This is a genomic window from Aminobacter sp. GW821-FHT11F06 (genome assembly GCF_058808215.1).
Map to the genome: position 1 here is coordinate 1 of NZ_JBXARL010000003.1, position 22,329 is coordinate 22,329.

General features: G+C 63.4%; 23 protein-coding genes and 1 pseudogene. 11 read left to right on the top strand and 13 right to left on the bottom strand.

The window, feature by feature from the left end:
* Window positions 1-569, top strand: a 569-nt coding sequence (locus AC1RTB_RS07955; protein WP_492878161.1) for an NAD(P)(+) transhydrogenase (Re/Si-specific) subunit beta, incomplete at its 5' end; no start/stop codon positions are given.
* Between the two features lie 86 nt (window positions 570-655).
* On the opposite strand, the gene AC1RTB_RS07960 is transcribed toward AC1RTB_RS07955, so the two are convergent.
* From AC1RTB_RS07960 to rpsU, 6 genes are all read right to left on the bottom strand, one after another.
* Window positions 656-1,288, bottom strand: coding sequence for a LysE family translocator (locus tag AC1RTB_RS07960; protein WP_492878159.1), 633 nt, complete (start codon window positions 1,286-1,288; stop codon window positions 656-658).
* A 75-nt stretch (window positions 1,289-1,363) separates the two neighbouring features.
* Window positions 1,364-1,759 (bottom strand): VOC family protein, encoded by a 396-nt coding sequence (locus AC1RTB_RS07965; protein WP_492878158.1) that lies wholly within the window; start codon window positions 1,757-1,759, stop codon window positions 1,364-1,366.
* Between the two features lie 20 nt (window positions 1,760-1,779).
* Window positions 1,780-2,250: a DUF992 domain-containing protein gene (locus AC1RTB_RS07970; RefSeq protein ID WP_492878156.1), complete on the bottom strand. Its 471-nt coding sequence runs from the start codon at window positions 2,248-2,250 to the stop codon at window positions 1,780-1,782.
* A gap of 74 nt (window positions 2,251-2,324) precedes the next feature.
* Window positions 2,325-2,936 (bottom strand): NAD(P)H-dependent oxidoreductase, encoded by a 612-nt coding sequence (locus AC1RTB_RS07975; protein WP_492878154.1) that lies wholly within the window; start codon window positions 2,934-2,936, stop codon window positions 2,325-2,327.
* A 103-nt stretch (window positions 2,937-3,039) separates the two neighbouring features.
* Window positions 3,040-3,876, bottom strand: a complete 837-nt coding sequence (locus tag AC1RTB_RS07980) for a tetratricopeptide repeat protein (protein WP_492878152.1) — start codon at window positions 3,874-3,876, stop codon at window positions 3,040-3,042.
* Between the two features lie 151 nt (window positions 3,877-4,027).
* Window positions 4,028-4,294, bottom strand: a complete 267-nt coding sequence (gene rpsU / locus AC1RTB_RS07985) for a 30S ribosomal protein S21 (protein WP_067958156.1) — start codon at window positions 4,292-4,294, stop codon at window positions 4,028-4,030.
* 242 nt (window positions 4,295-4,536) lie between these two features.
* Here rpsU and AC1RTB_RS07990 point away from each other — a divergent pair, with 242 nt between their 5' ends.
* Window positions 4,537-5,721, top strand: coding sequence for a glycoside hydrolase family 5 protein (locus AC1RTB_RS07990; RefSeq protein WP_492878150.1), 1,185 nt, complete (start codon window positions 4,537-4,539; stop codon window positions 5,719-5,721).
* Between the two features lie 6 nt (window positions 5,722-5,727).
* On the opposite strand, the gene AC1RTB_RS07995 is transcribed toward AC1RTB_RS07990, so the two are convergent.
* Window positions 5,728-6,138, bottom strand: a complete 411-nt coding sequence (locus AC1RTB_RS07995) for a DUF2000 family protein (RefSeq protein WP_492878148.1) — start codon at window positions 6,136-6,138, stop codon at window positions 5,728-5,730.
* Between the two features lie 94 nt (window positions 6,139-6,232).
* On the opposite strand from AC1RTB_RS07995, the gene AC1RTB_RS08000 reads away from it, so the two are divergent.
* Both AC1RTB_RS08000 and AC1RTB_RS08005 read left to right on the top strand, forming a co-directional pair.
* Window positions 6,233-7,045 carry an AraC family transcriptional regulator gene (locus AC1RTB_RS08000; RefSeq protein WP_492878147.1) on the top strand — a complete coding sequence of 271 codons (813 nt, stop codon included), beginning with the start codon at window positions 6,233-6,235 and terminating at the stop codon, window positions 7,043-7,045.
* A 98-nt stretch (window positions 7,046-7,143) separates the two neighbouring features.
* A complete protein-coding gene (locus AC1RTB_RS08005) occupies window positions 7,144-8,358 on the top strand; it encodes an MFS transporter (protein WP_492878145.1) in 1,215 nt (404 codons plus the stop codon).
* Window positions 8,359-8,367: 9 nt separating this feature from the next.
* Here AC1RTB_RS08005 and AC1RTB_RS08010 read toward each other — a convergent pair whose 3' ends face one another.
* A complete protein-coding gene (locus tag AC1RTB_RS08010; protein ID WP_492878143.1) occupies window positions 8,368-9,126 on the bottom strand; it encodes an SDR family oxidoreductase in 759 nt (252 codons plus the stop codon).
* A 214-nt stretch (window positions 9,127-9,340) separates the two neighbouring features.
* Here AC1RTB_RS08010 and AC1RTB_RS08015 point away from each other — a divergent pair, with 214 nt between their 5' ends.
* The 7 genes and pseudogenes from AC1RTB_RS08015 (at window position 9,341) to AC1RTB_RS08045 (ending at window position 15,717) form a co-directional block, all read left to right on the top strand.
* Complete coding sequence (locus AC1RTB_RS08015) at window positions 9,341-10,594, top strand: sarcosine oxidase subunit beta (protein WP_492878141.1); 1,254 nt, start codon at window positions 9,341-9,343, stop codon at window positions 10,592-10,594.
* 14 nt (window positions 10,595-10,608) lie between these two features.
* The gene (locus tag AC1RTB_RS08020; protein WP_492878139.1) at window positions 10,609-10,965 is read left to right on the top strand and encodes a cupin domain-containing protein; all 357 of its coding nucleotides are present in this window, start codon (window positions 10,609-10,611) and stop codon (window positions 10,963-10,965) included.
* A gap of 69 nt (window positions 10,966-11,034) precedes the next feature.
* Window positions 11,035-11,466 (top strand): hypothetical protein, encoded by a 432-nt coding sequence (locus AC1RTB_RS08025; RefSeq protein WP_492878137.1) that lies wholly within the window; start codon window positions 11,035-11,037, stop codon window positions 11,464-11,466.
* 11 nt (window positions 11,467-11,477) lie between these two features.
* Window positions 11,478-11,747 (top strand): annotated as a pseudogene (locus tag AC1RTB_RS08030) (sarcosine oxidase subunit delta); the annotation flags it as partial.
* Window positions 11,748-11,860: 113 nt separating this feature from the next.
* Complete coding sequence (locus tag AC1RTB_RS08035) at window positions 11,861-14,854, top strand: sarcosine oxidase subunit alpha (protein WP_492878135.1); 2,994 nt, start codon at window positions 11,861-11,863, stop codon at window positions 14,852-14,854.
* Entirely contained in the window at window positions 14,847-15,395 is a 549-nt protein-coding gene (locus AC1RTB_RS08040; protein WP_492878133.1) for a sarcosine oxidase subunit gamma, read from the top strand. The genes AC1RTB_RS08035 and AC1RTB_RS08040 overlap by 8 nt, the downstream gene beginning before the upstream one ends.
* A gap of 103 nt (window positions 15,396-15,498) precedes the next feature.
* The gene (locus AC1RTB_RS08045) at window positions 15,499-15,717 is read left to right on the top strand and encodes a hypothetical protein (RefSeq protein WP_492878204.1); all 219 of its coding nucleotides are present in this window, start codon (window positions 15,499-15,501) and stop codon (window positions 15,715-15,717) included.
* A 502-nt stretch (window positions 15,718-16,219) separates the two neighbouring features.
* Here the strand turns inward: AC1RTB_RS08045 and AC1RTB_RS08050 are convergent.
* The 5 genes from AC1RTB_RS08050 to AC1RTB_RS08070 all read right to left on the bottom strand — a co-directional run bounded on the left by AC1RTB_RS08050 (window position 16,220) and on the right by AC1RTB_RS08070 (window position 22,268).
* Window positions 16,220-16,456: a DUF680 domain-containing protein gene (locus tag AC1RTB_RS08050; protein ID WP_492878131.1), complete on the bottom strand. Its 237-nt coding sequence runs from the start codon at window positions 16,454-16,456 to the stop codon at window positions 16,220-16,222.
* 135 nt (window positions 16,457-16,591) lie between these two features.
* Entirely contained in the window at window positions 16,592-17,236 is a 645-nt protein-coding gene (locus AC1RTB_RS08055) for a TetR/AcrR family transcriptional regulator (protein ID WP_492878130.1), read from the bottom strand.
* A 111-nt stretch (window positions 17,237-17,347) separates the two neighbouring features.
* Window positions 17,348-17,833: a MaoC family dehydratase gene (locus tag AC1RTB_RS08060; protein WP_492878128.1), complete on the bottom strand. Its 486-nt coding sequence runs from the start codon at window positions 17,831-17,833 to the stop codon at window positions 17,348-17,350.
* A gap of 132 nt (window positions 17,834-17,965) precedes the next feature.
* Window positions 17,966-21,094 (bottom strand): efflux RND transporter permease subunit, encoded by a 3,129-nt coding sequence (locus tag AC1RTB_RS08065; protein ID WP_492878127.1) that lies wholly within the window; start codon window positions 21,092-21,094, stop codon window positions 17,966-17,968.
* A gap of 13 nt (window positions 21,095-21,107) precedes the next feature.
* On the bottom strand, window positions 21,108-22,268 hold the full coding sequence (locus tag AC1RTB_RS08070) for an efflux RND transporter periplasmic adaptor subunit (RefSeq protein ID WP_492878125.1): 1,161 nt from the start codon (window positions 22,266-22,268) through the stop codon (window positions 21,108-21,110).
* Window positions 22,269-22,329: the final 61 nt, after the last annotated feature.

Genomic DNA, 22,329 nt, shown 5'->3' on the forward strand with positions numbered 1-22,329 from the left:
GCGGCGAGACCGCGGCTGTTGCCGACGACGGCATCGAGCGCACCGTCAAGCAGGGTTCGGCCGACGACGCCGCCTTCTTGATGATGAACGCCCAGAAAGTCATCATCGTGCCGGGCTACGGCATGGCGGTGGCCCAGGCCCAGCATGCGCTGCGCGAGATGACCGACAAGCTCAAGGCCAATGGCGTCGAGGTCAAATACGCCATCCATCCGGTCGCCGGTCGCATGCCCGGGCACATGAACGTGCTGTTGGCCGAAGCCAACGTGCCTTACGACGAGGTCTTCGAGCTCGAAGACATCAACTCGGAGTTCGCCCAGGCCGACGTCGCTTATGTCATCGGCGCCAACGACGTCACCAACCCCTCGGCGCGCGACGACAAGAACTCGCCGATCTACGGCATGCCGATCCTCGACGTCGACAAGGCCCGCACCTGCCTGTTCGTCAAGCGCTCGCTCGGCTCCGGCTACGCCGGCATCGACAACACGCTGTTTTACAAGGACGGCACCATGATGCTGCTTGGCGACGCCAAGAAGATGACCGAAGAAATCGTCAAGGCCATGGATCACTGAGCCAAAGGCGAAAGCGATCTCACCGCAGCGAAGCAGACAAAAGCCCGGCCAAGACCGGGCTTTTTCTTTGAGTGGAAAAGTGAAACTCAGCGCTGGGCTTCGGTTGCCATCTTCACCGCGAGCCCGGCCAGCACCGTGCCCATTAGCCAGCGCTGGATTCTGAGCCAGCCCGGGTTGTGAGCAAGAAACAGCGAGATCGACCCCGCCGACAGCGCGATCATCGCGTTGACCGAGACGCTGATGCAGATCTGGATCGTGCCCAGGATGAGCAACTGGGTCAGTACGCTGCCGGCCGCCGGGTCGATGAACTGGGGCAGCAGCGACAGATACAGCACCGCGACCTTGGGATTGAGCAGGTTGGTGAAGAAACCCATGGCAAACAGCTTGCGCGCGCGATCCTTGGGCAGGTCGCGAACCTGGAACGGCGAGCGGCCGCCGGGGCGAATGGCCTGCCAGGCGAGCCACAGAAGATAGGCCGCGCCGGCGAAGCGGATCGCGTCGTAGGCGTATGGCACGGCAAGCACGAGCGCTGTGATGCCGAAGGCCGCGCACAGCATGTAGATGACAAAACCGAGCGCGACGCCAGCAAGCGAGATCAGCCCGGCCCTAGAACCCTGGCTGATCGAGCGCGACACCAGATAGACCATGTTCGGCCCAGGCGTCAGCACCATGCCGAGCGCGATTGCCGCAAAGGTGATGAGGTTGGCGGTTTCCGGCATGCAATTTCCCCCGAGGGTTCGATGCCGGAAGATGCCTGCAAGAGCAGGAAATTGGTAGAGGGCAGCCGCGGCGAGTCAGTTGCGGCAGCCGGCCTCGATATTGTTGCCGTCGGGGTCGAGCACATAGGCGCCGTAATAGTTCATTTCCTTCGGGCCGCGCGGGCCGGGCGCGCCATTGTCGGTGCCGCCATTTGCCAGTGCGGCGTAGTAAAAGGCATCGACCTTGGCGTGACTGTCGGCCGTAAAGGCTAGATGCAAGGGGCTTGCCGAGGTGAGGTGCGTGGCGGTCCAGAAGGCAGGCTTGTCGGTGCCGATCCAAACGAACGGCACCGGCTTTTCAGAACTTCTGACGAGCAGAAACGAGTTCGGCGTGTTGTCGATGGTGGCCAGTCCCACGGCATCGGCAACCGCGTCGTAGAAGCGCCGGGAGGCGATCAGATCGCGCACGCGAAATCCCAGGTGATCGAACATCGTCTCCCGAACCCTGTTTACTATCGCGCGCTCACCAGTTGCATTGCGCCGACCGCCAACGCGGCGTTAAGGCCCGTCTGGCCCTGCACGCTGACCGGCTGAAGCGCGACCGAACGGTACCAGCCGAACAGCACATTGGCCCCCACGCCCAGGAGCGCGGTCGCCTCCGCGCTGGCGCCGGCATAATTTCCGGCGAGCAGGGCAGGGGAATGGACATCGCCACTCGACGCCATGACCAGCCAGTGCATCACGGCACCGTTGGTGACGCCGACGTCGACGCCATATTTATTGATGCGGCCCGAATAGAGCTGCTGCGGGTCGCTGCGGTTGGCGGGCGTGAAGGTGCACCGCATATCTTTGCTCGAGCCGATGACAAAGCCTACGCCACCATCGACGACGCAGGTGAGAAGTCCCACCTTGACGCCGAAATCCGCATAAGCGGGCGCTGAAAGCGGCACAAGGGCAAGCGCTGCGAGGATGAGCTTCTTCATGGCGGTTTCCTTTCAGGGGCATGGAAGAAATATCAACCGAATAGCCGCCGAAAAGTTCCCGCTGGGATTGCTGCCTACTTGATCTTGCGCAATTGCCGGCTGATTTTTTCCGAAAAGCGCTCGACGCGCGCCGGCTGCGGCTTTTCCGCGGCATAAAAGGGCAGCATCGCAAAACGTGCCTTGGGCGCGCAGGCCTTGAACAGACCCCATTTCAGGATGCGGCGAACGGGACGGCGCATGACCAGCCGGTCGACCCACCAGGGGCTGCCGAGGGTGGTGATGGCAACGACGTGGCGGAGTTTGTAGAGCAGCGGCCTTATCGGACCGAAATCGCTGCCATGGTCGAAGGCGATGCCGGGCGAAAACACCCGGTCGACCCAGCCCTTCAGCATCGCCGGCAGGCCGAACCACCATGTCGGGAAGACCAGCACCAGCACTTCCGCATCGCGAAGTGCGGAGGCGTGGCTCATCATTGCCCCGGCTTCGAAGCGCTCGCCATAATAAGAGCCGCGTTCGGCCGCGCTGAGACGTGGGTCGAAGCCGCTGGCATAGAGGTCGAGCAGCGTTACCTTGTGGCCGGCGCTGGTGAGTTCTTTGACCGCAATGTCAGCGAAATGCCTGTTGAGGCTTTCGGGCAGCGGATGCGACAGGACAACGAGGCATTTCACGGCTGGCCTGACGCTCATGCTTGAGCCCGAAAATCGGGGGCGATTTCCGGATAGGACCATGCACAGGTTAAGATATTGCCAGCGTCCTCATCCGCCCAAAAGACGCGCGGCACTTAAAGGATCAGACGCCGCGCGTACGGGCCAGCCCGTCGACTGCCGGCTTGTAGTTCGGGTCGAGCCTGACCGCTTCGGCATAGGACTTGGCGGCCTTGGCCTTGTCGCCACGGCGCTCATAGATCAGCGCCTGGTTTGCCCAGCTCTCGGCGATCTTGCCGTCGAGCTTGATCGCCATGTTGAAGTCGGTGAAGGCGTTGTCGTCGTCGCTGGTGGCGAGGTAGGAGAGGCCACGGCCATTGTAGGGCTCGGCTGAGTCTGGGGCGAGCGAGATCGCCTTCGAGAAGTCCTCGATGGCGAACGCATGCTGGCCTTGGCTCTGATAGATCAGGCCGCGATTGTGGTAGGCGCGCGGGTCGGTGGTATCGAGCTCGATCGCCTTTTGGAAATCGTTGAAGGCATCCTGGGTGCGACCCGCCTTGCGGTAGAGATTGCCGCGGCCGATATAGGCGGCGTCGTAGGACGCGTTGAGCTGGATGGCCTTGTTGTAGTCGGCGAGTGCCGCCGGCTGATTGCCCATGAAGCGATGGATCAGCGCCCGGTTGGAATAGGCCTGGTAGAAGTTCGGGTTGAGCTGAAGCGCCCGGTCGAAATCCTGCAGCGCCTCACGATACTTGCCGCCCCGGCCATAGGCCGAGCCGCGCACATTGTAGCCTTCGGGATCGTTGGGATTGCTGGCGATCACGGCGCTCAGCGAGGAGATGTTCTCGCTCGAGCCTTGCGCCGTATCGATGCGCGTCAGTTCGCCCGCCGGACCGCCCGACTGGCAGCCGGCGACAGCCATTGCGACGAGCATGAGGGCCGTCATGGCGCCGCCGCGCAGCAGCGAGTTGCGGTTGCTCATGACTGCATTCATCGCTGCGTGTCCCTCGCTTGTGCGCCCTGGGCAGTGGGCGCTACGTCCGGCAGCGAGCCGGACAAAACAAAAAGGTGGCGGCGATTTTTAGTCGCCCCACCTCGTCGTTATCCTTCGAAAAGGACCAAAGATTGGCAGATCAACGTGCCGGACGTGCACCAGCACCGGCGCCAGCAGCAGCTGCCGGGCGCGGCGTGCTGGGCAGCAGGCCTTCGCGCTGAGCGCGCTTGCGGGCCAGCTTGCGAGCGCGGCGGACGGCTTCAGCCTTCTCGCGAGCACGCTTTTCCGACGGCTTCTCGTAGTGACCGCGCATCTTCATTTCACGGAAGATGCCTTCGCGCTGCATTTTCTTCTTAAGCGCGCGAAGCGCCTGGTCAACATTGTTGTCGCGGACGAGTACCTGCACTTGTGATCCTGTCGTTCGTGTTCGAAACCTCAAGGCCGCGGCAATAGCCACGAAGCCTCCGCGATGACTGACACCGCGAATTGTTGGGCGGCTGATAGCAGAATCAGGTCTGCATGTCCACCACAAAGGCCGCATTTCCTGAGGTCGCTGTAAAATGTGCCCGACAAGTGAGCCCACTTTAGCCTCATTTATTGGTGACCAAGCCGATCCCACGCCCTCTCCAATTCTGCAAGGTAATTCTCATGCGCTCGATTCTCGTTGCTCTGGCGCTCGCCGTGGCCCTGCCGCAGGCGCATGCCGCCGATCTCATCCATTTCTGGGACGCGCCGCAGCACGGCGGCAACAGTTTCAACCGCTTGCCGCCCGATCAGGCCTATTTCGACGCCCTGCGCGGCTATGGCGCGAGCTGGGTGCGGCTGTCCTACGACAAGTGGAAACCGGAAAAGCGCGACTTCCTGATCGGTACGGCCGACAAATATGAAGGCCTCGTAGCCTCTGATGTGAAAACCCTCAAGGCCGTGCTTGATCGTGCCGACAAGGCTGGGCTCAAGGTGGTGATCACGCCCTTGTCGCTGCCGGGGATGCGCTGGGCACAAAACAACGACAAGAAGTTCGATGGCCGCTTGTGGCAGGACAAGGCGTATTGGGCGCAGGCCGCGGCCTTCTGGCGCGATCTCGCCGCCGAACTCAAGGATCATCCGGCGGTCGCTGGCTACAACATCGTCAACGAGCCGGCGCCGGAAAAAGAGGGCGGGCTCGCCGAGCACGCATCGATTGCCGAAATGCGAGCCTGGTATACGGAAAATGCCGGCAGCGCGCGTGACCTGCCGGCATTCTATCAGACGGTGATCAAGGCGATCCGCGAGGTCGATCCGACAACGCCTGTCATGGCCGATTCCGGCTGGTATGCGGCGGCCGACGCTTTTTCTTATTGGCCGGCCAAGCTCACCGACGAGCGCGTGCTCTACTCCTTCCACATGTATGAGCCATACGCGGCCACCAGCGCGCCCAACATGAAGCGCGAGAAGCCTTATAAATATCCGGGCAAGGTGCCTTTTGGCGACGGCGAGCAGAAGTGGGATGCCGAGCGCGTCAAGGCCTATCTGTCCCAGCCCGTCGAATGGGCCGACAGCCGCGGCATCGCGCGCAACCGCGTCGTCGCCGGCGAATTCGGCTGCATGCGGCGCCTGCCGTTTTGCACCCAATATCTCGAGGACGTGCTGACCCCGCTCGATGCCGACCAGCTGCACTGGGCCTTCTACAGCTTTCGCGAGGACGCCTGGGACGGCATGGACTACGAGCTCGGTTCGGCCAAGGTGAACTGGAAATACTGGGAGGCGATGGACAACGACCAGCCCGATCCGCTCAAGCGCAAGGCAACGCCCGAGTTCGAGCCGATCTCCAAGCGCCTGTCGGTATCGAAATAGCGCCTCTCACCTTAAAAACTTCAGGCCGTTGACGATCTTGTCGATGAGCTTGCGGTCGCCATGCAGCCCGAGCCCGACGAGATCGAGCTCGGCCATGGGCGTTGCCGCCACCGAGGCGCGGTTGTCGGCGTCGTTGCTGGTCGTAAACAGCGGCCGTGTGTAGATCGAAAAGGGGATGGCGCGCGAGCGCGCCCGCTCAAACGTGCGCCGCATCGTCTCTTGGCCCGCACCGTAGACGAAGACGGGCTCGCGGATCATGGCGAGGTAATGGTTGTCGTCGCCGTCGCGATAGGCTTCTCCAGCCATTTCGGGAAAGCAGTACATCAGCCCGCCGGTCAGGAAGGCTGAGACATTGACCTTTTGCCAGATGGCGAGGTCGTCGAGCAGGATCAGGGCGGTCTTTGTCGGGTACATCATGGCTAGAGGCTAGCCGCTTGCGCCGGGCAGGGTCTTGAACGTTTGTGCAAGTCCCACGACATTGCCGCTTTGGGAACCGCGGATCCGCCTTTTGATGGTCAAGGACTTCATCGCCACTGACGAACCGACCCAGGGCTTGCAGCGCCTGGTCGCGCGCTTCGGTGGCCATGCCTACGATCCCCATCGCCACGAGACCTATGCCGTCGGCCACACGCTGTCGGGCGCACAGGCCTTCCGCTATCGCGGCAGCGACAGGATCAGCGTCCGAGACGAGTGCATGGTCATCCACCCCGACGAGGTGCATGACGGCCATGCCGGTGCACCCGAAGGCTTTTCCTATCGCATGCTCTACATCGAGCCGTGGCTGATCTGCCGGGCGCTCGGCCGCAACAGCCTCTTGCCCTTCGTGCCGGGCGTGGTCGAACGCGACGCCGAGCTTGCCGCGCTGATCGATGAAGCTTTCGCCGATTTCCCTGATGCCATGGAGCCGCTGCAGGCCGATGCCTTCATCGCTGATGTCGCCGGGCATCTGGCTCGCCGCAGCGATGATGCCAAACCTCAGCGCGCAGCACCGCTTCCTGTCGACAAGGTTGCCGCAGCGCGCTCGTTTCTGGCCGAGGAGTTCGATCGAACGGTGACATCAGGTGACCTCGAGGGGATCACCGGGCTCGACCGCTTCGAGCTTTCACGCGCCTTCCGCCGGCTTGTCGGCACCTCGCCGCATCGTTATCTCGTTGGTCGCAGGCTGGCTCACGCCCGCTCGTGCATAGCAGCCGGCGAGGGGCTGGCGGAGGCCGCAATGGCCGCGGGCTTTGCCGACCAGAGCCACATGACCCGTCACTTCCGTGCCCGTTTCGGCATCACGCCAGGACGGTTCGCAGCCCTGGCGAGTGCTGGCGCGGGCTGACGACTGGCCCCCACAGTACCGCGTCGTGCACCATGAAAGCTGTGTCGGGCAGGTCTATTGCAGCCTGTCTTCCTGAGAATGCCGCCCGGAGCCTTGCCGTGACCGATACAGCCATACCCGCCCGATCGTCCTCCGCCGATGGCACGGTGCTGGCAATTCTTCTTGCGGTCAGCTTCAGCCATTTCCTCAACGACGTCATGCAGTCGCTGATCTCGTCGCTTTATCCGATGCTGAAGGACGACTACAAACTGGATTTCTGGCAGATCGGCCTCTTGACCACGACCTTCCAGGTCACCGCATCGCTGCTGCAGCCGGTCATCGGCATGTACACCGACAAGAAGCCGCTGCCTTTCTCGCTGCCGGTCGGCATGTGCCTGACGCTGATAGGCCTGCTGACGCTGGCCTTCGCACACAGCTACGAGGTCTTGCTCATCGGCTCGGCCTTTGTCGGCCTGGGTTCGGCGATCTTCCATCCCGAATCCTCGCGCGTGGCACGTCTCGCGTCGGGTGGCCGCTTCGGACTGGCGCAGTCGCTGTTCCAGGTCGGCGGCAATTTCGGCTCGGCGCTCGGGCCGCTGCTCGCCGCTTTCATCGTCATTCCATTGGGGCAGGGCGGTATCGCCTGGTTCTCGATCGGCGCGATGGTCGGCATCGTCGTGCTGATCCGCGTCAGCTTCTGGTACAGCCGCCACATCGTCAGCTCCGCCAAGCGCGCGGCGCCGACGCTGTTCAACCCGCTGCCGCGCAACAAGGTGATGAGCGCGCTCGTGGTGCTCGCCATTCTCGTTTGCTCCAAGCAGGCCTACACAGCCAGCCTGTCGAGCTACTACACCTTCTACGTCATCGAGCGCTTCGGCGTGTCGGTGCAGGAATCGCAGTACCTTTTGTTCCTTTTCCTCGGCTCGGCGGCACTCGGTACCTTCCTCGGCGGCCCGATCGGCGACCGCTTCGGCGCCAAGACGGTGATCTGGTTCTCGATCCTGGGTGTGCTTCCGTTCACGTTGATGCTGCCCTATGCCGACCTGTTCTGGACCAAGGTACTGACCGTGCTCATCGGCCTGATCCTGGCTTCCGCCTTCTCGGCGATCGTCGTCTTCGCGCAGGAGCTGGTGCCAGGTCGTGTCGGCCTCATCGCCGGCATCTTTTTCGGTTTCGCCTTCGGTATCGGCGGCATTGCTGCCGCCGTGCTGGGTGTCGTGGCCGATGCGCGCGGCATCGAATATGTATTCAAGCTTTGCTCGTTCCTGCCGATGCTGGGCCTGCTGACCATCTTCTTGCCCAATATGAAGGCCGCGCGCCTAAGCGCGGCCTGAGGCACTCGTTCAGAGGCGATTGATCGAAACTCCGCCATCGGCGAGCAAAGCTGAGCCGGTGGTGAAGCTTGACGCTTCGGAGGCAAGATAGAGCGCCGAGCGCGCGATCTCCTCGGGCTGGGCGATCCGCTTCAATGCGTGCAGTCCTTCGACGAATTTGCGCTCATCGGCCGTCTTGAACGTTGCCATCGGCGTGTCGGTGCCGCCGGGCAACAGCGCGTTCACGCGGATGCCTTGCGCACCGTATTCCGCCGCCAGCACCTGGGTCAGGCCGATAAGCCCGGCCTTGCCCGCGGCATAGGCGGCCATGCCAGGCATGCCAACGGTGTGACCAACGAAGGTCGAGGTGAAGATCAGCGAACCGCCACCGCGCGCCAGCATCGCGGGGATTTGATACTTGGCACCGAGATATGCACTGGTCAGGTTCGTCTCCAGCGCGTCCGTCCAGTTTTCCAGCGACAGTTCGGTGATCGGCCGCATTTCACCGACCAAACCGACATTGTTGAAGGCAATGTCGAGCCCACCGAATTCGCCGACCGCCAGTTCGACCAACTCCCGCGCAAAGGCTTCGTCCTTGACGTTTCCAGCGAGCGTTGCGGCTTCGCCGCCGGCGGCAGTGATTTCCGCTGCAACCGCATCGAGTTCGGCTGCCCGCCGCGCCGCCAGCACGACCTTGGCGCCCTGGTCGGCAAACAGCCTTGCCGTTGCGCGGCCGATTCCCGAGCTTGCCCCGGTGACGATCGCGACTTTTCCGTTCAATCCAAACATCGTTCTTGCTCCATGCGATTGCAGCCGCCGGGCATCGGCCGGCCTGGTGGCGTCATTCGCAATTCGTGTGCTTGCCAGCCACCCGATACATGCGGGGCAAACGGGCGGCGCAAAACGGCAGGCGCCGTCGCAAACAGTGCAAGGCTGGTCGCGGGATTTCGCTAGTGCTACACCTCGCGCTCTTAAGCTTGCGGCATCTGCGAGGCCTGAAACAATGCGGAAATATTCGGTTTTTGCGATAGCCCGGGAGGCGATGCGCGGCCACAAGGGTTGGGAGGAACAGTGGTCCTCGCCCGAGCCGAGGAGCGAATACGACGTCATCATCGTCGGCGCCGGCGGCCATGGCCTGGCAACCGCCTACTATCTCGCCAAGGAACACGGCATCACCAATGTCGCGGTGCTTGAAAAGGGCTGGCTCGGCGGCGGCAACACCGGCCGCAACACCACCATCATCCGCTCCAACTATCTTTATGACGAATCTGCCGGCATCTACGACCACGCGCTGAAGCTGTGGGACGGGCTGTCGCAGGACCTCAACTACAATGTCATGTATTCGCCGCGCGGCGTCATGATGCTGGCGCACAATGTCCATGACGTGCAGGTGCTCAAGCGCCATGTCCATGCCAACCGGCTCAACGGCATCGACAATGAGTGGCTGACGCCCGAGCAGGCCAAGGAGTTCTGCCCGCCGCTCAACATTTCGGCTTCCGCCCGCTATCCTGTCGTCGGTGCTTCGCTGCAGCGCCGTGGCGGCACCGCCCGCCATGATGCGGTTGCCTGGGGTTATGCCCGTGGCGCCTCCGATCGCGGTGTCCACATCATCCAGAACTGCGAAGTCACCGGCGTGCGCCGCACCGCTGATGGCCGCGTCTCGGGCGTCGAAACCGCCAGGGGGTTCATCGGCGCCAAGAAGGTCGGCGTCGTTGCCGCCGGCCACACCTCGGTCATCATGAACATGGCCGGCGTGCGCATGCCGCTTGAAAGCTATCCGCTCCAGGCGCTGGTGTCGGAGCCGGTCAAGCCGGTGTTCCCTTGCGTGGTCATGTCCAACACCGTGCACGCCTATATCTCGCAGTCCGACAAGGGCGAGCTGGTCATTGGTGCTGGCACCGACCAGTACATCTCCTATTCGCAGACCGGCGGGCTGCACATCATCAACCACACGCTCGACGCCATCTGCGAGATGTTCCCGATGTTTACGCGCATGAAGATGCTGCGTTCGTGGGGCGGCATCGTTGACGTCACGCCGGACCGTTCGCCGATCCTGGCCAAGACGCCGGTGCCGGGGCTCTACGTCAATTGCGGCTGGGGCACGGGCGGCTTCAAGGCGACGCCGGGTTCGGGCAACGTCTTTGCCCACACCATCGCGCGCGACGAGCCGCATCCGATCAACGCGCCCTTCACCATCGAACGCTTCCGCACCGGCCGCCTGATCGACGAGGCGGCAGCGGCAGCGGTCGCGCACTGAGAGGCGAAGAGCGGATGTCCGAAAAGTCAGTCAATCTCGCCGAGAAGCTGTCGCTCTTCTCCGAGCACTGGTCGCCCAAGATCGTTTCCGGTTTCAACGGCAACGATATCATGGTCGTGAAGGTCAAGGGCGAGTTCAACTGGCATTCGCATCCCGACACCGACGACTTCTTCCTCGTGCTCAAGGGCCGGCTGCGAATACAGATGAGGGACGGCGATGTCGTTCTCGGGCCGGGCGAACTCTACGTCGTGCCCAAGGGTGTCGAGCATTGCCCGGTGGCCGAAGAAGAAACGCATATCCTTCTGATCGAGCCCGCCGGCGTGCCCAACACCGGCGATCCGGCGACTGCTGTCACGAAAGCCCGGTTGTGAGGAAGGAACGCCGCTCGTGGATATGATCCGCCGTTCCCCTCGCTTCGTTTTTGCAACGGTGGCGCACTGATGTCGATGCTCGCCGCGACCATGGTTGCGATGGCGCCGCTCGTGCTCGCGGGCGAGAGGGGGATGTTCCACATCCCCGATATGAGCGAGGTGCGGCTGCAGAAGATCAGCCGCGCCGGCAACGAAGGCGAGTGGCCGTTTTCGGTTGCCTCGGGCGTTCTCGCCTGCGTCTGGAGCGGCGGCCGCAGGGTCGTGTCGTTTGTCGAGGAAGACGCATCCGACGGCGACGACCCCGAACCGCAACAGCCGCGGCACGTCATCGTCTCGGCAAATCCGTTCGAACTCACCTTTCTCAATATCGCCAACCGCGATCTGTTTCTGCCCGTCGACACGGTGGAAACGCTGATCAAGCGGGTGGCGCCGTTCGCCGCACTTGGCGAAAGGCTTTGCGACCAACCGCAAGGCACCCAAATCGGCCCCGGCGAACTCTAGGGATCATCCAGATGCTTCTCATTCACTGCCCCTACTGCGAAGAAGAGCGCCCCGAGCTCGAATTCCGCAACGCCGGCGAGGCCCATATCGCGCGTTCGAACAACATCGCGGCTGAAAGCGACGAGGATTTCGAAAAATTCTTCTTCATCCGCTCGAACCCGAAGGGCATCATCTTCGAGCGCTGGCGCCACATCCATGGCTGCGCGCGTTTCTTCAATGCTGCCCGCGACACCATCACCGACCGATTCCTTTTGACCTACAAGGCAGGTGAGCCGAAGCCCGACATTTCGACATTGTCGAGCGAAGGTGGCCCCGCCGCTTGGGCGAACCGCCCGCCAGACCAACTGAACGTGAAGCCCAAGGCAAAACGCTCGACCACCAAGGGAGAGGCATGATGGCCGGTTCCTACCGCATTACCGGCCAGGGCCGCCTGACGCCTGCCAAGACCGCGCGTTTCACCTTCGACGGCAAGCCGATGACCGGCCTTGCCGGCGACACGGTGGCCTCGGCACTGCTCGCCAATGGCGTGCATCTTGTCGGCCGCTCGTTCAAATATCACCGCCCGCGCGGCATCCTGTCAGCGGGTGCCGAGGAACCCAACGCGCTGGTGAGTGTCGAGCGCGATGCAGCGCGCAAGACTCCGAACGTGCGGGCTACCGTGCAGGAGCTCTATGACGGACTGACCGTCAATTCGCAAAACCGCTGGCCGTCGCTGTCCTTCGACGTCGGCGCCGTCAACGATTTCGCCTCGCCGTTTTTCTCGGCCGGCTTCTACTACAAGACCTTCATGTGGCCGAAGGCTGCCTGGAAGAATTTTTACGAGCCCACCATCCGCTCAGCGGCTGGCCTGGGTGTTGCACCCGACCAGGCCGATCCCGACCACTATTCCGCCCGCTACGCCCATTGCGAGGTGTTGGTGCTCGGCGGCGGCGCTGCTGGTCTCGCTGCCGCCCTGGCTGCGGCCGAGACGGGCGTGCGTGTCATCATCTGCGATGAGCAGGCCGATTTCGGCGGCGCACTGCGCTACGAAAAGGGCGCTGTCATCGACGGTCAGGATGGCTGGAGCTGGGCGCAGGCGACGGTCGCCAAGCTCGCCTCGATGGACAATGTCCAGGTCCTGTCGCGCACGACCGCCTTTGGCTATTACGCGCAGAATTTCGTCGGCCTTGTCGAGCGCGTCACCGACCATCTCGCGCGCCCCGGCCGCGACGAGCCGCGCGAGCGGCTGTGGCAGGTCCGCGCCAGGCGCGTCATCATCGCCACCGGCGCAATCGAGCGCCACATGGTCTTCGCCAACAACGACCGCCCCGGCGTCATGCTAGCGTCTGCCGCGCGCACCTTCCTCAACCACTATGGCGTCGTCGTCGGTAAACAAGTCGGCGTCTACACCGCCAATGACAGTGCCTATGGTGCCGCGATCGACCTCAAGAAGGCCGGCGTCGGCGTGGCCGCCATCGTCGACCTGCGCGACAACCCGACCGGCCCGCTTGTCGACGAGGCCCGTGCGCTCGGCATCGAAATCAATCACGGCCGCGCCGTCACCAGCGCCAATGGCAGCCAGCGTATCAAGTCTATGACCGTCCAGGCCAAGGGTGGCGGCGCCGAACGCACCATCGCCGTCGATGCGCTGTTGATGTCGGCCGGCTGGACACCGTCGGTGCACATGTTCTCGCAGTCGCGCGGCAAGGTCGCCTTCGACGACGCCACCAAGCGTTTCCTGCCCGGCGTCTATGCCCAGGATTGCGTGTCTGTCGGCGCCTGCAATGGTTCCGACTCGCTTGAGGATACCGTCGAGCAGGCGCTCGCCGCAGGTGCCGCTGCCGCCAAGGATTCGGGCGCCAAGTCGCCTAGGGGCGTTGCCCTCAAGGTCGAGGCTTCCGAAAGCTGGAGCGGCGGCATGCTGGGCGCAGGTCCAGGCGCTGGCGCCGACACCAAGGTCAAGGCTTTCGTCGATTTCCAGAACGACGTCACCGCCAAGGATATCCGCCAGGCGGTGCATGAAGGCATGCGCTCGATCGAGCACGTCAAGCGCTTCACCACCAACGGCATGGCCACCGACCAGGGCAAAACGTCCAACATGCACGGCCTTGCCATCGCCGCCGAGGCGCTGGGCAAGGACATCCCGCAGGTCGGCCTCACCACGTTCCGCGCGCCCTACACGCCGGTGACCTTCGGCGCGATCGTCAACCACGCCCGCCACGGCCTGTTCGATCCGACGCGCAAGACCGCGACCCACAATTGGGCCGAAGGTCATGGTGCGGTGTTCGAAGATGTCGGCCAGTGGAAGCGCGCCTGGTATTTCCCGCGCGCCGGCGAGGACATGCATGCCGCCGTCAATCGCGAATGCGTGACGGTGCGAAAGGCCGCCGGACTGTTCGATGCCTCGACGCTTGGCAAGATCGAGGTGGTCGGCCCCGATGCCGCCAAGTTCATGGAACTGCTCTATACCAACCCGTGGGAGAAGCTCGAAGTCGGCCGCTGCCGCTATGGCATCATGCTGCGCGAGGACGGTTTCATCTATGACGACGGTGTCGTTGGCCGCCTTGCGCCCGACCGCTTCCACGTGACCACCACCACCGGTGGTGCGGCACGCGTCATGAACCACATGGAAGACTATCTCCAGACCGAGTTCCCCAATCTCGATGTCTGGCTGACCTCGATCTCCGAGCAGTGGGCGGTCATCGCCGTGCAGGGCCCCAACTCGCGGAAAATCATTGAGCCGCTGGTCGAGGGCATCGACATGTCTGATGAGGCGATGCCGCATATGTCGGTGCGCGAGGGCAAGATTTGCGGCGTGCCGACCCGCCTGTTCCGCATGTCCTTCACCGGCGATCGTGGCTTCGAAGTCAACGTGCCGGCCGACTATGGCCGCGCCGTCTGGGAGGCCTTGTGGGCCGAGGGCCAGAAGCATGGCGCCTGCGCCTATGGCACCGAGGCGATGCACGTTTTGCGCGCTGAAAAGGGCTACATCATCGTGGGACAGGACACCGACGGCACCGTCACGCCAAATGATGCCGGTCTCGACTGGGCCGTCGGCAAGAAAAAGACCGACTTCGTTGGCATTCGCGGCCTGATGCGCCCCGATCTTGTCACCAAGGGCCGCAGGCAGCTTGTCGGGCTCAAGACCAGGGATCCGCGCACCGTGCTCGAAGAGGGCGCCCAGATCGTCGAGAACCCCAAGCAGGCGATCCCGATGAAGATGATCGGCCATGTCACGTCGAGCTACTGGTCGGAGAATTGCGATCGCTCGATCGCCATGGCGCTGCTGGCTGGCGGCCGCGACCGCATCGGCGAAACGCTCTACGTGCCGATGCCTGATGGCGTCATCGAGGTGGAAGTCACCGGCACCGTGTTCTTCGACGAAAAGGGAGACCGCCTCAATGGCTAAGGTCGCAACCGCCGCCAGAAGCCCCGCACTCGCTGGCAAAAGCATCGGCGGGCAGGGCGTGTCGCTCAAGGTGCTGGAGCCGGCACAGCGCATCTCGCTGCGCGCCCGTCCGGCCGCTGTCGCCGCGCTCTCCAAGGCGCTCGGCCTGACCTTGCCGCAAAAGCCCAAGACCTCCGCCACCAAGGGCGGCCGCACCGCTCTCTGGCTCGGGCCGGACGAATGGCTGGTGATCGACGAGGCCGGCGGCGATCCCGTTGCCGACTGCGCGTCGGTCAAGGGCCTGCACTCGGCGGTTGACGTCTCCCATCGCAACGTCGCCATCGCGGTCACCGGCGCCAGCGCTGCCGCCACCATCAACGCCGGCTGCCCTCAAGACCTGTCGCTCGAGGCTTTCCCGGTGGGTGCTGCCTCGCGCACGGTGCTCGGCAAGGTCGAGATGGTGCTGCTCAGGACCGGCGAAGATGCCTTCCGTGTCGAGTGCTGGCGCTCGTTTTCAGACTACGTCTACGGGTTCTTGTCGGAGGCCGCGCGCGACGGCTGATCGCAGCGCGACCATTCGGAAAACGGAGGCTCTGCTTCCAAGCCTTGCCTCGGAACTTCGGGGCAGGGCAGGCGTTTCATCCCCGACGCGGAGGATAAGCGCGATGCCTTTCAGTTCCGAATCCGACCTTAGGTTGATGCTTCCAAAGCGCGAGAGACGCGCCCGCCGCAGCGACGACCGGCCCAAGGATCAGCAGGTGTTGCAAGAAGAGCTGGACGAAGGGCTGGAAGACAGCTTTCCGGCCAGCGACCCGGTATCGGTGACCTCGACCTCGACCACGATCTCCGGCGCGCCTGTCGAACGGAAGCTGGGCCGGAACTGAGGGCGACGTGCCAGCCGCTTTGGTACCGTCATTGATGCACGACCGTCACGGCATGGATCCCCGAGATCTCCGCACTCGCTACGCTCGCGCTTCGACTCGAGGATGACGAATGCTGTGAGGCTATCCGCCAATCTCCAATGCCGATAATTGGCAAGAAGGCTGGCGAAGAACTTGGGGCTAGCGAAGAACTTGCGGCTGATTATGGCCAATGATCTCACCGCCAACCAACAGCGATCCACTCGGCGACGCTGATCTTGGCGCGGCTCTTCGACCTTGAGGATTGGCGGACAGCTCACAGCATTCGTCATCCTCGGGTTGGAGCGCGAGCGAAGCGAGTGCGGAGATCCCGGGGATCCATGCCGTAAGGGGGCAATTGCTGCAACGGTCCAAGCTGGCCAACCACGCCCAGAAGCTGCCGCGAGGCTGGCTGCCAAGGCGCAGCCCCAAGCGCACAAAAGCCGCCCCCAAAGGGCGGCTTTTGCATTGAAATCGTTCATAAAACTCAGTGGAAAGTCGGTGCGATCCAAGGGTTGATGTCAAATCCGAGCCGCGGATCGGTGCTGGTCTGCATCGCCGGCCCATGGGCCTTGATCGAACCGGTCGTGCCGCAGTCGAGTTTCTGCTTGGACATCGTTGCGCTGCACATAGTGGGCGCAGCGGTGGTCTTGTGGGCGTCTTTTGCCATTGCCAAGCCGCTCGTCGCGAGCACCGCCGCGAGCGCCAGAATTGTCCGTCGCATTGTCCATCTCCGTAAAGTTTTACCGTACGTGTACGGAATATCTTACAGATACGACCGCACCTTGCGCATTGCAAGGGAATTAGCCGTACGTGTACGGAGTTTATTTTCCAGGCACTGCATGCTGCCCGGCAGGCTCTAGCAATTGCCGGGTTCGTCGGTGAGCGGAGCCGTCTCGCTTGCGGCCAGCCCGGCCAGAGCGAGGTCCCCGATGCGCGTCACATAGGCTTTGGGATCGCCGAAGGGATAGAAGGGAAACGTGATCAGCAGCGAGATCGCCCCGTGGGCCACGGTCCACAGGGCCGTGGCGATGGCGCGGGCGTCGCCCTTCAGCTTGCCCGCCGAGATGCATGCTTCAACCCGTTCCAGGATCACCTGGAATGCCGGGTTGCCTCGTTCCATCTCGGCAAAAGTCTTTCCGGCCGGCGGCTTCTGCTTTTCGGTCATGAACACGGTCCGGTATTCATTCGGATTGCCAAGCCCGAACTCCGCATATTCGGTGAGGGCCGCGTGGACCGCTTCGAGTGGATCGTGAGGCCGGTTCTGCCGCATCCGCCGCGCCAGGTCGGCGAAGGCGTCCTCGGCGATTGCCATCAGGATTTCCTGCTTGTCGGCGAAGTAGGAATAGACCGACATCGGGGCATAACCGACCCGCGTGGCAAGCTTGCGGATGGTCAGGCCCTCATAGCCTTCTTCCCGCACCAGCGCGTGGGCTGCTGCTACCAGTTCGGCCCTGAGTTCGGCCTTGTGGAGCCCACGTCGGTTTGCGGCAATGCTGGACACGGATACGCCTTGTTGACTTCACGCACTCGAAGCGGGCGACTTTATACGCGCCCCCAAAGGGCGGCAAGGCAAGTGCCGTAGCTCATCAGGACTACGACCTGACGGGGGCGTTCAAGCGGTTTCGCGTTTGGGCTCGACAAAGGTCAGCGTCAGCCAGCGTGCGGTCAGCGCCGGCTTCTTCGAGTTTTCGATCTCGATGGTCACCTCATGCGTCGCCTGGATCCAGCCCGAGGGGCGGATCTTGAGTTCGGCCAGCACGAAATGGGTGCGGATGCGCGAACCGGTCTTCACCGGAGCCACGAACTTCAGCTCCTCAAAGCCCTGGTTGATGCCCATGCTGCCGCCTTCGACCGACGGAAGCGTGTCGAAGGTCATGGCCGAGAGCAGCGACAGTGTCAGAAAGCCGTGCGCGATGGTGCCGCCGAAAGGCGTTTCCTTGGCCGCCCGTTCCGGGTCGCAGTGGATGAACTGGTGGTCGTCGGTGGCGTCCGCAAACTGGTCGATCATCACCTGGGTGACCGTGCGCCATGGCGAGACGCCAACCTCCTTGCCGACGCTGGCCTGAAGTTCGTCGAGAGTGATCGATTTCAGGCTCATTCGTATCCCGTCCTGCACAAGTAAAAGCCATGCTCTGCGCTGGCTGCGAGGACTGATACAGAATCAGACACGCCATGTCATCGCTTGCGGCGGCAAATCCGTCGCAGATCGACCAATATCAGGGCTGTGCCGTTATTCCGCGGGCTCCACGCCGGTATAGGCGGCTTCCTCGAGCTCACGCTTGAGGCGGCTTTCCTCGGCGACCTTTGGCGTGATGAAGCGGCCAAGCAGCAGATAGGCCACCGGCGTCAGGAACAGCGTCGAGATGGTGGCGAGGCCGAGGCCGCCGACGATCACCCAGCCAAGCGCGATGCGGGCCTCCGCACCAGCACCTTGCGCCAGCACCAGGGGCAGGCCGCCGAGCACGGTACAGATCATCGTCATCATCACCGGGCGCAGGCGGATCGTTGCCGCCTCCTCGATCGCCTGGCGCACGCCCATGCCGCGATCGCGCAGCTGGTTGGCGAACTCGACGACAAGAATGCCGTTCTTGGCCATGACACCGACAAGCAGTACAAGCCCGATCTGGCTGTAGGCGTTAAGCGAGGTGCCGGTCAAAAGCATCGCGAAAACGGCGCAGGCAAGCCCCAACGGCACTGTCGCCATGATGATGACAGCACTGACGAAGCTCTCGAACTGTGCCGCCAGCACCAGAAGGATGATGACGATGGCAAAGCCGAAGATCGTCAGCATGCTGCCGCTGGTTTCGTTCAGGGTCGCGGCTTCAGCCAGTGGCAGCAAGCGGCTTCCGGCCGGCAGGGCCGGGGCTGCGATCTGCTGGACTGTCTTCAGTGCTTCGCCAAGGGCAAAATTGTCGGCGAGGCTGGAGGTGATCGCAACCGAGCGCTGCTGCTGTTCGCGTGACAGCGACGGCGGCACGGCGCGTTCGGTCAGCGAGGCGATTGTCGAGACCGGCACGAAGCGCCCGTCGCTTGCCCGGATGAAGATGTTTTCGAGATCGGTCGAATCGTTGATCGGATTGGTGGTCGAGACCAGCTTGACGTCATAGCTGCGGTCCTCGATGAAGACGCTGGCGATCTTGCGGCCGTCGAGCATGGCCTGAAGGGCTGGCGACAGGCCCTTGATGTCGATGCCGAGATCGGATGCGCGGTCGCGGTCGACGGTGACGAAGAGCTGCGGCTGCGTCGCATCGGTGCTGAGACGGGGCTGCACGAAGCGCGGGTCCTTCTCCATTTCGGCCAGGACCTTGGTGGCGGCAACACCCAGATCGGCATAGCTGTTGCCGATCAGCGCGAATTGCAGGCCGTTGCCGGCACCGCGGATGCCCAGGCTGTTGGGCTGGGCGACCGTCGTGCGCACGCCGGGTACATCGCGGGTTCGCGCCACGATATCGGCGGCGATCTGCTGCTGGGTGCGCACGCGCTTGTCCCACGGCGCCAGCGACAGCACCATGAAGCCGCTATTGTTGTTGTTGCCCGAACCGGCGCTGACGAAGGTGCTTTCGATCTCGCCCGACTTGCGCAGTGGCTCGATCAGCCCCTCGATGCGGCGCAATTGCGAGGCGGTGTAATCGAGACTGACGCCCTGCGGTGCGGACACACGCAACATCACCATCGAGCGGTCTTCGGTCGGCGTCAGCTCCTGGCGCACGGAGCCGAAGGCCATGTAGGCAGCACCTGCAAACATGATCGAAATCAGGATGACGATCACTGGCGCGTTGAGGCAGGCGCGCAGGCAGCCTTTGTAGAAGACCGCGAGCTTGGTGCCGATCTTGCCGATCATTCCGGAATGGCTGTGCTCGATGCTCTTTTGCGTCAGCATGCGCGAGGCGAGCATCGGACACAGCGAAAGTGCCACGACCGAAGACAACAGCACCGCGATAGCCAGCACGAAGCCGAACTCGCGGAACAGGCCGCCGGTCTGGCCGGGCAGGAAGGAGATCGGGATGAAGACGGCGGCAAGCGTTGCGGTCGTTGCCATCACGGCGAAGAACACTTCCTGCGTGCCGAGCACGGCGGCAGCGCGCGGGCCCATGCCTTCGTTGCGCCGCCGCACGATGTTTTCGAGCACGACGATGGCGTCGTCGACGACAAGGCCTGTCGCCAGCACCATCGCCAGCAGCGTCAGGATGTTGACAGAGAAACCGGCGAGATAGATGCCGGCGATCGTGCCGATCATCGCCACCGGCATGGCAAAGCCAGGGATCAGCGTGGCGCGCCAGTCCTGCAGGAACAGGTAGATGACGATCAGAACGATTGTCACCGACAAGAGCAGCGCGATCTCGACCTCGTGGATAGCGCCCTGAACGAAGGTGGCGTCGTCTGAGGTGACGCGGATGGTCATGCCCTGGGGCAAGGTCGTCTGGATTTTTTCGGCGGCGGCGCGCACGCCCTTGGAGATGTCGAGCGTGCTCGACTGGGCCTGGCGCACGATGCCGATGCCGATGCCGGTCTTGCCGTCGGAGCGCAGCGAGGTCGAGCCGGGATCGCCGCCCAGCGTGACCTTGGCAAAGTCGCCAAGGCGCGTCTTGCCGTTGATGATGATGCTCTCGAAGGCCTCGGGCGTGGTCACCGCGGCGCTGGCGCGCACGATGATGTCCTGGTTGCCGACGGTCAGCGAGCCTGCCGGCGCGTCGAAGGAGACACTCGCCAGCGCATTGGAGATATCGGCAAGCGTCAGCCCCAGGCTCGCCACCCTGGCCTGGTCGATGTCGACGCGGAAGATCTTGGCGCGGTCGCCATAGGTCTGCACGTCGGCGACGCCGTCGACGGAAGCCAGCACGTCGAGGATCTGGTCTTCGACCAGGATGGTCATGTCCTCGACGGGCATGGTGTCGGAGGTCACGGCCAGCCGCATCACCGCGTCCGCATTGGCGTCTGCCTTGACGATACGCGGCGCATCCGCTTCGTCGGGCAAGGTGTTGGTCACCCGGCCGACAGCGTCGCGCATGTCGGACGCTGCGACATTGAGGTCGACGCCGTCATTGAACTCCACCGTCACCCGGCTGTTGCCGTAGGACGAACTGGAGGAGATCGACTTCACGCCGGTGACACGCGCCACGGCACCTTCGACCACGGCTGTCACCTGGCGGTCGACGATTTCGGCAGCGGCATCGGTATAGGTCGTCGACACGGTGATGACAGGGCGGTCGACATCGGGCAATTCGCGGATTTCGACGCCATAATAGGCGGCGAGGCCGGCAACCACGATCAGCGTGTTGATGACGAAGGCCAGCACCGGCCGGCGCACGAAGAGTGCGGTGATGCCTTTTTCGGCATGTTCGTTCTGGGCGTTGCTCATGGCGCGCTCCCGCTCAGGAGCCGCTGCGTGTGGCAGCTTCACTGCCGGCAACGAGAAGTTCAGCACCCTCGCGCACCGTATGGATGCCTTCGGTGACGACCTTGTCGCCAGCCGTCAGTGCTGCTTCGACCAGCACGCTGTCGGTGTTGCGCTGGATGATGCGCACCGGCACGCGCTTTGCCTTACCGTTATCGAGCGCCCAGACAAAGGCGCCGTCGCCACCCCACTGGATCGCCAAGGGATCGACCGATGGATAGGTGTCGCCGGGGAACTGCATGGCGACCTGGAACGACATGCCGGCGCGCAGAACGTCGCCGTCATTGTCGAGGCGGGCCTGAATGCGCAGCGTCCGGCTCTTCTCGTCGAGCCTGTTGTCGACAGCGCTGACCACCCCGTCGAAGACCTGGCCGGGGCGGGCGACGGAGTTGGCCGAAAGCGGTGCGCTGACCGCGATCAGTCCGGTGAAGCGTTCCGGCACCCAGAAGTCGACGATGATGCGCGAGCGGTCGTCGATGGTGGCGATCGTCGTCTGGCTGGTGACGTAATTGCCGGCTTCGACCGGCAGGATGCCGACGACGCCGGCAATCGGCGCGGTGATCGTCCGGCGGTCGAGCGCAAGGGCTGCGTCGCGAACCGCGAGCCGCGCATTGTCGTGTGCGAGTTCAGCCTCTCTCTGCTGCACGGCGGTGACCGTATTGGATGCCCTGAGCGCCTTGATGCGCTCCAGCAACGCCTGGGCATCAGCCTCCGCGATACGGGCGCGTTCGAGCGCGATCTCTTCAGAATCCGAATCGAGCTTGGCGATGACCGTGCCGGCTTCGATTTTTTCCCCTGACGTGACCGCGATTTCGGTCAACCGCCCGGCGGCATATGGATTGATGACCACAGAATTCAGCGCGCGACCGGTGCCGATGGCCGACAGCTTGTCATTGATGGTGCCTGTGGTCACCGGCTGGGTGATGACGGGCGTCTGGGCCTGCCCGCCACGGCCGCCCTGGCGATTGCCGCCGTTACCGCCGCCATTGGCCTGTGTGGTCTTTTCGGTCGAGGCCTGAGCCCAGTCGATGCCCCAGCTTGCCAGGACGGTGCGCGAGCTCGGAACGAACAGCACCCATCCGGCGGCTGCGACAAGCACAATGACGATTGCCAAGACAATCTGTTTCCAGGCGGCCATCTGCACTCCAGTTTCGCTAAGTCCCTCGGCCCGGCCTTTTGGTCCGGACGTCGACGCCGCT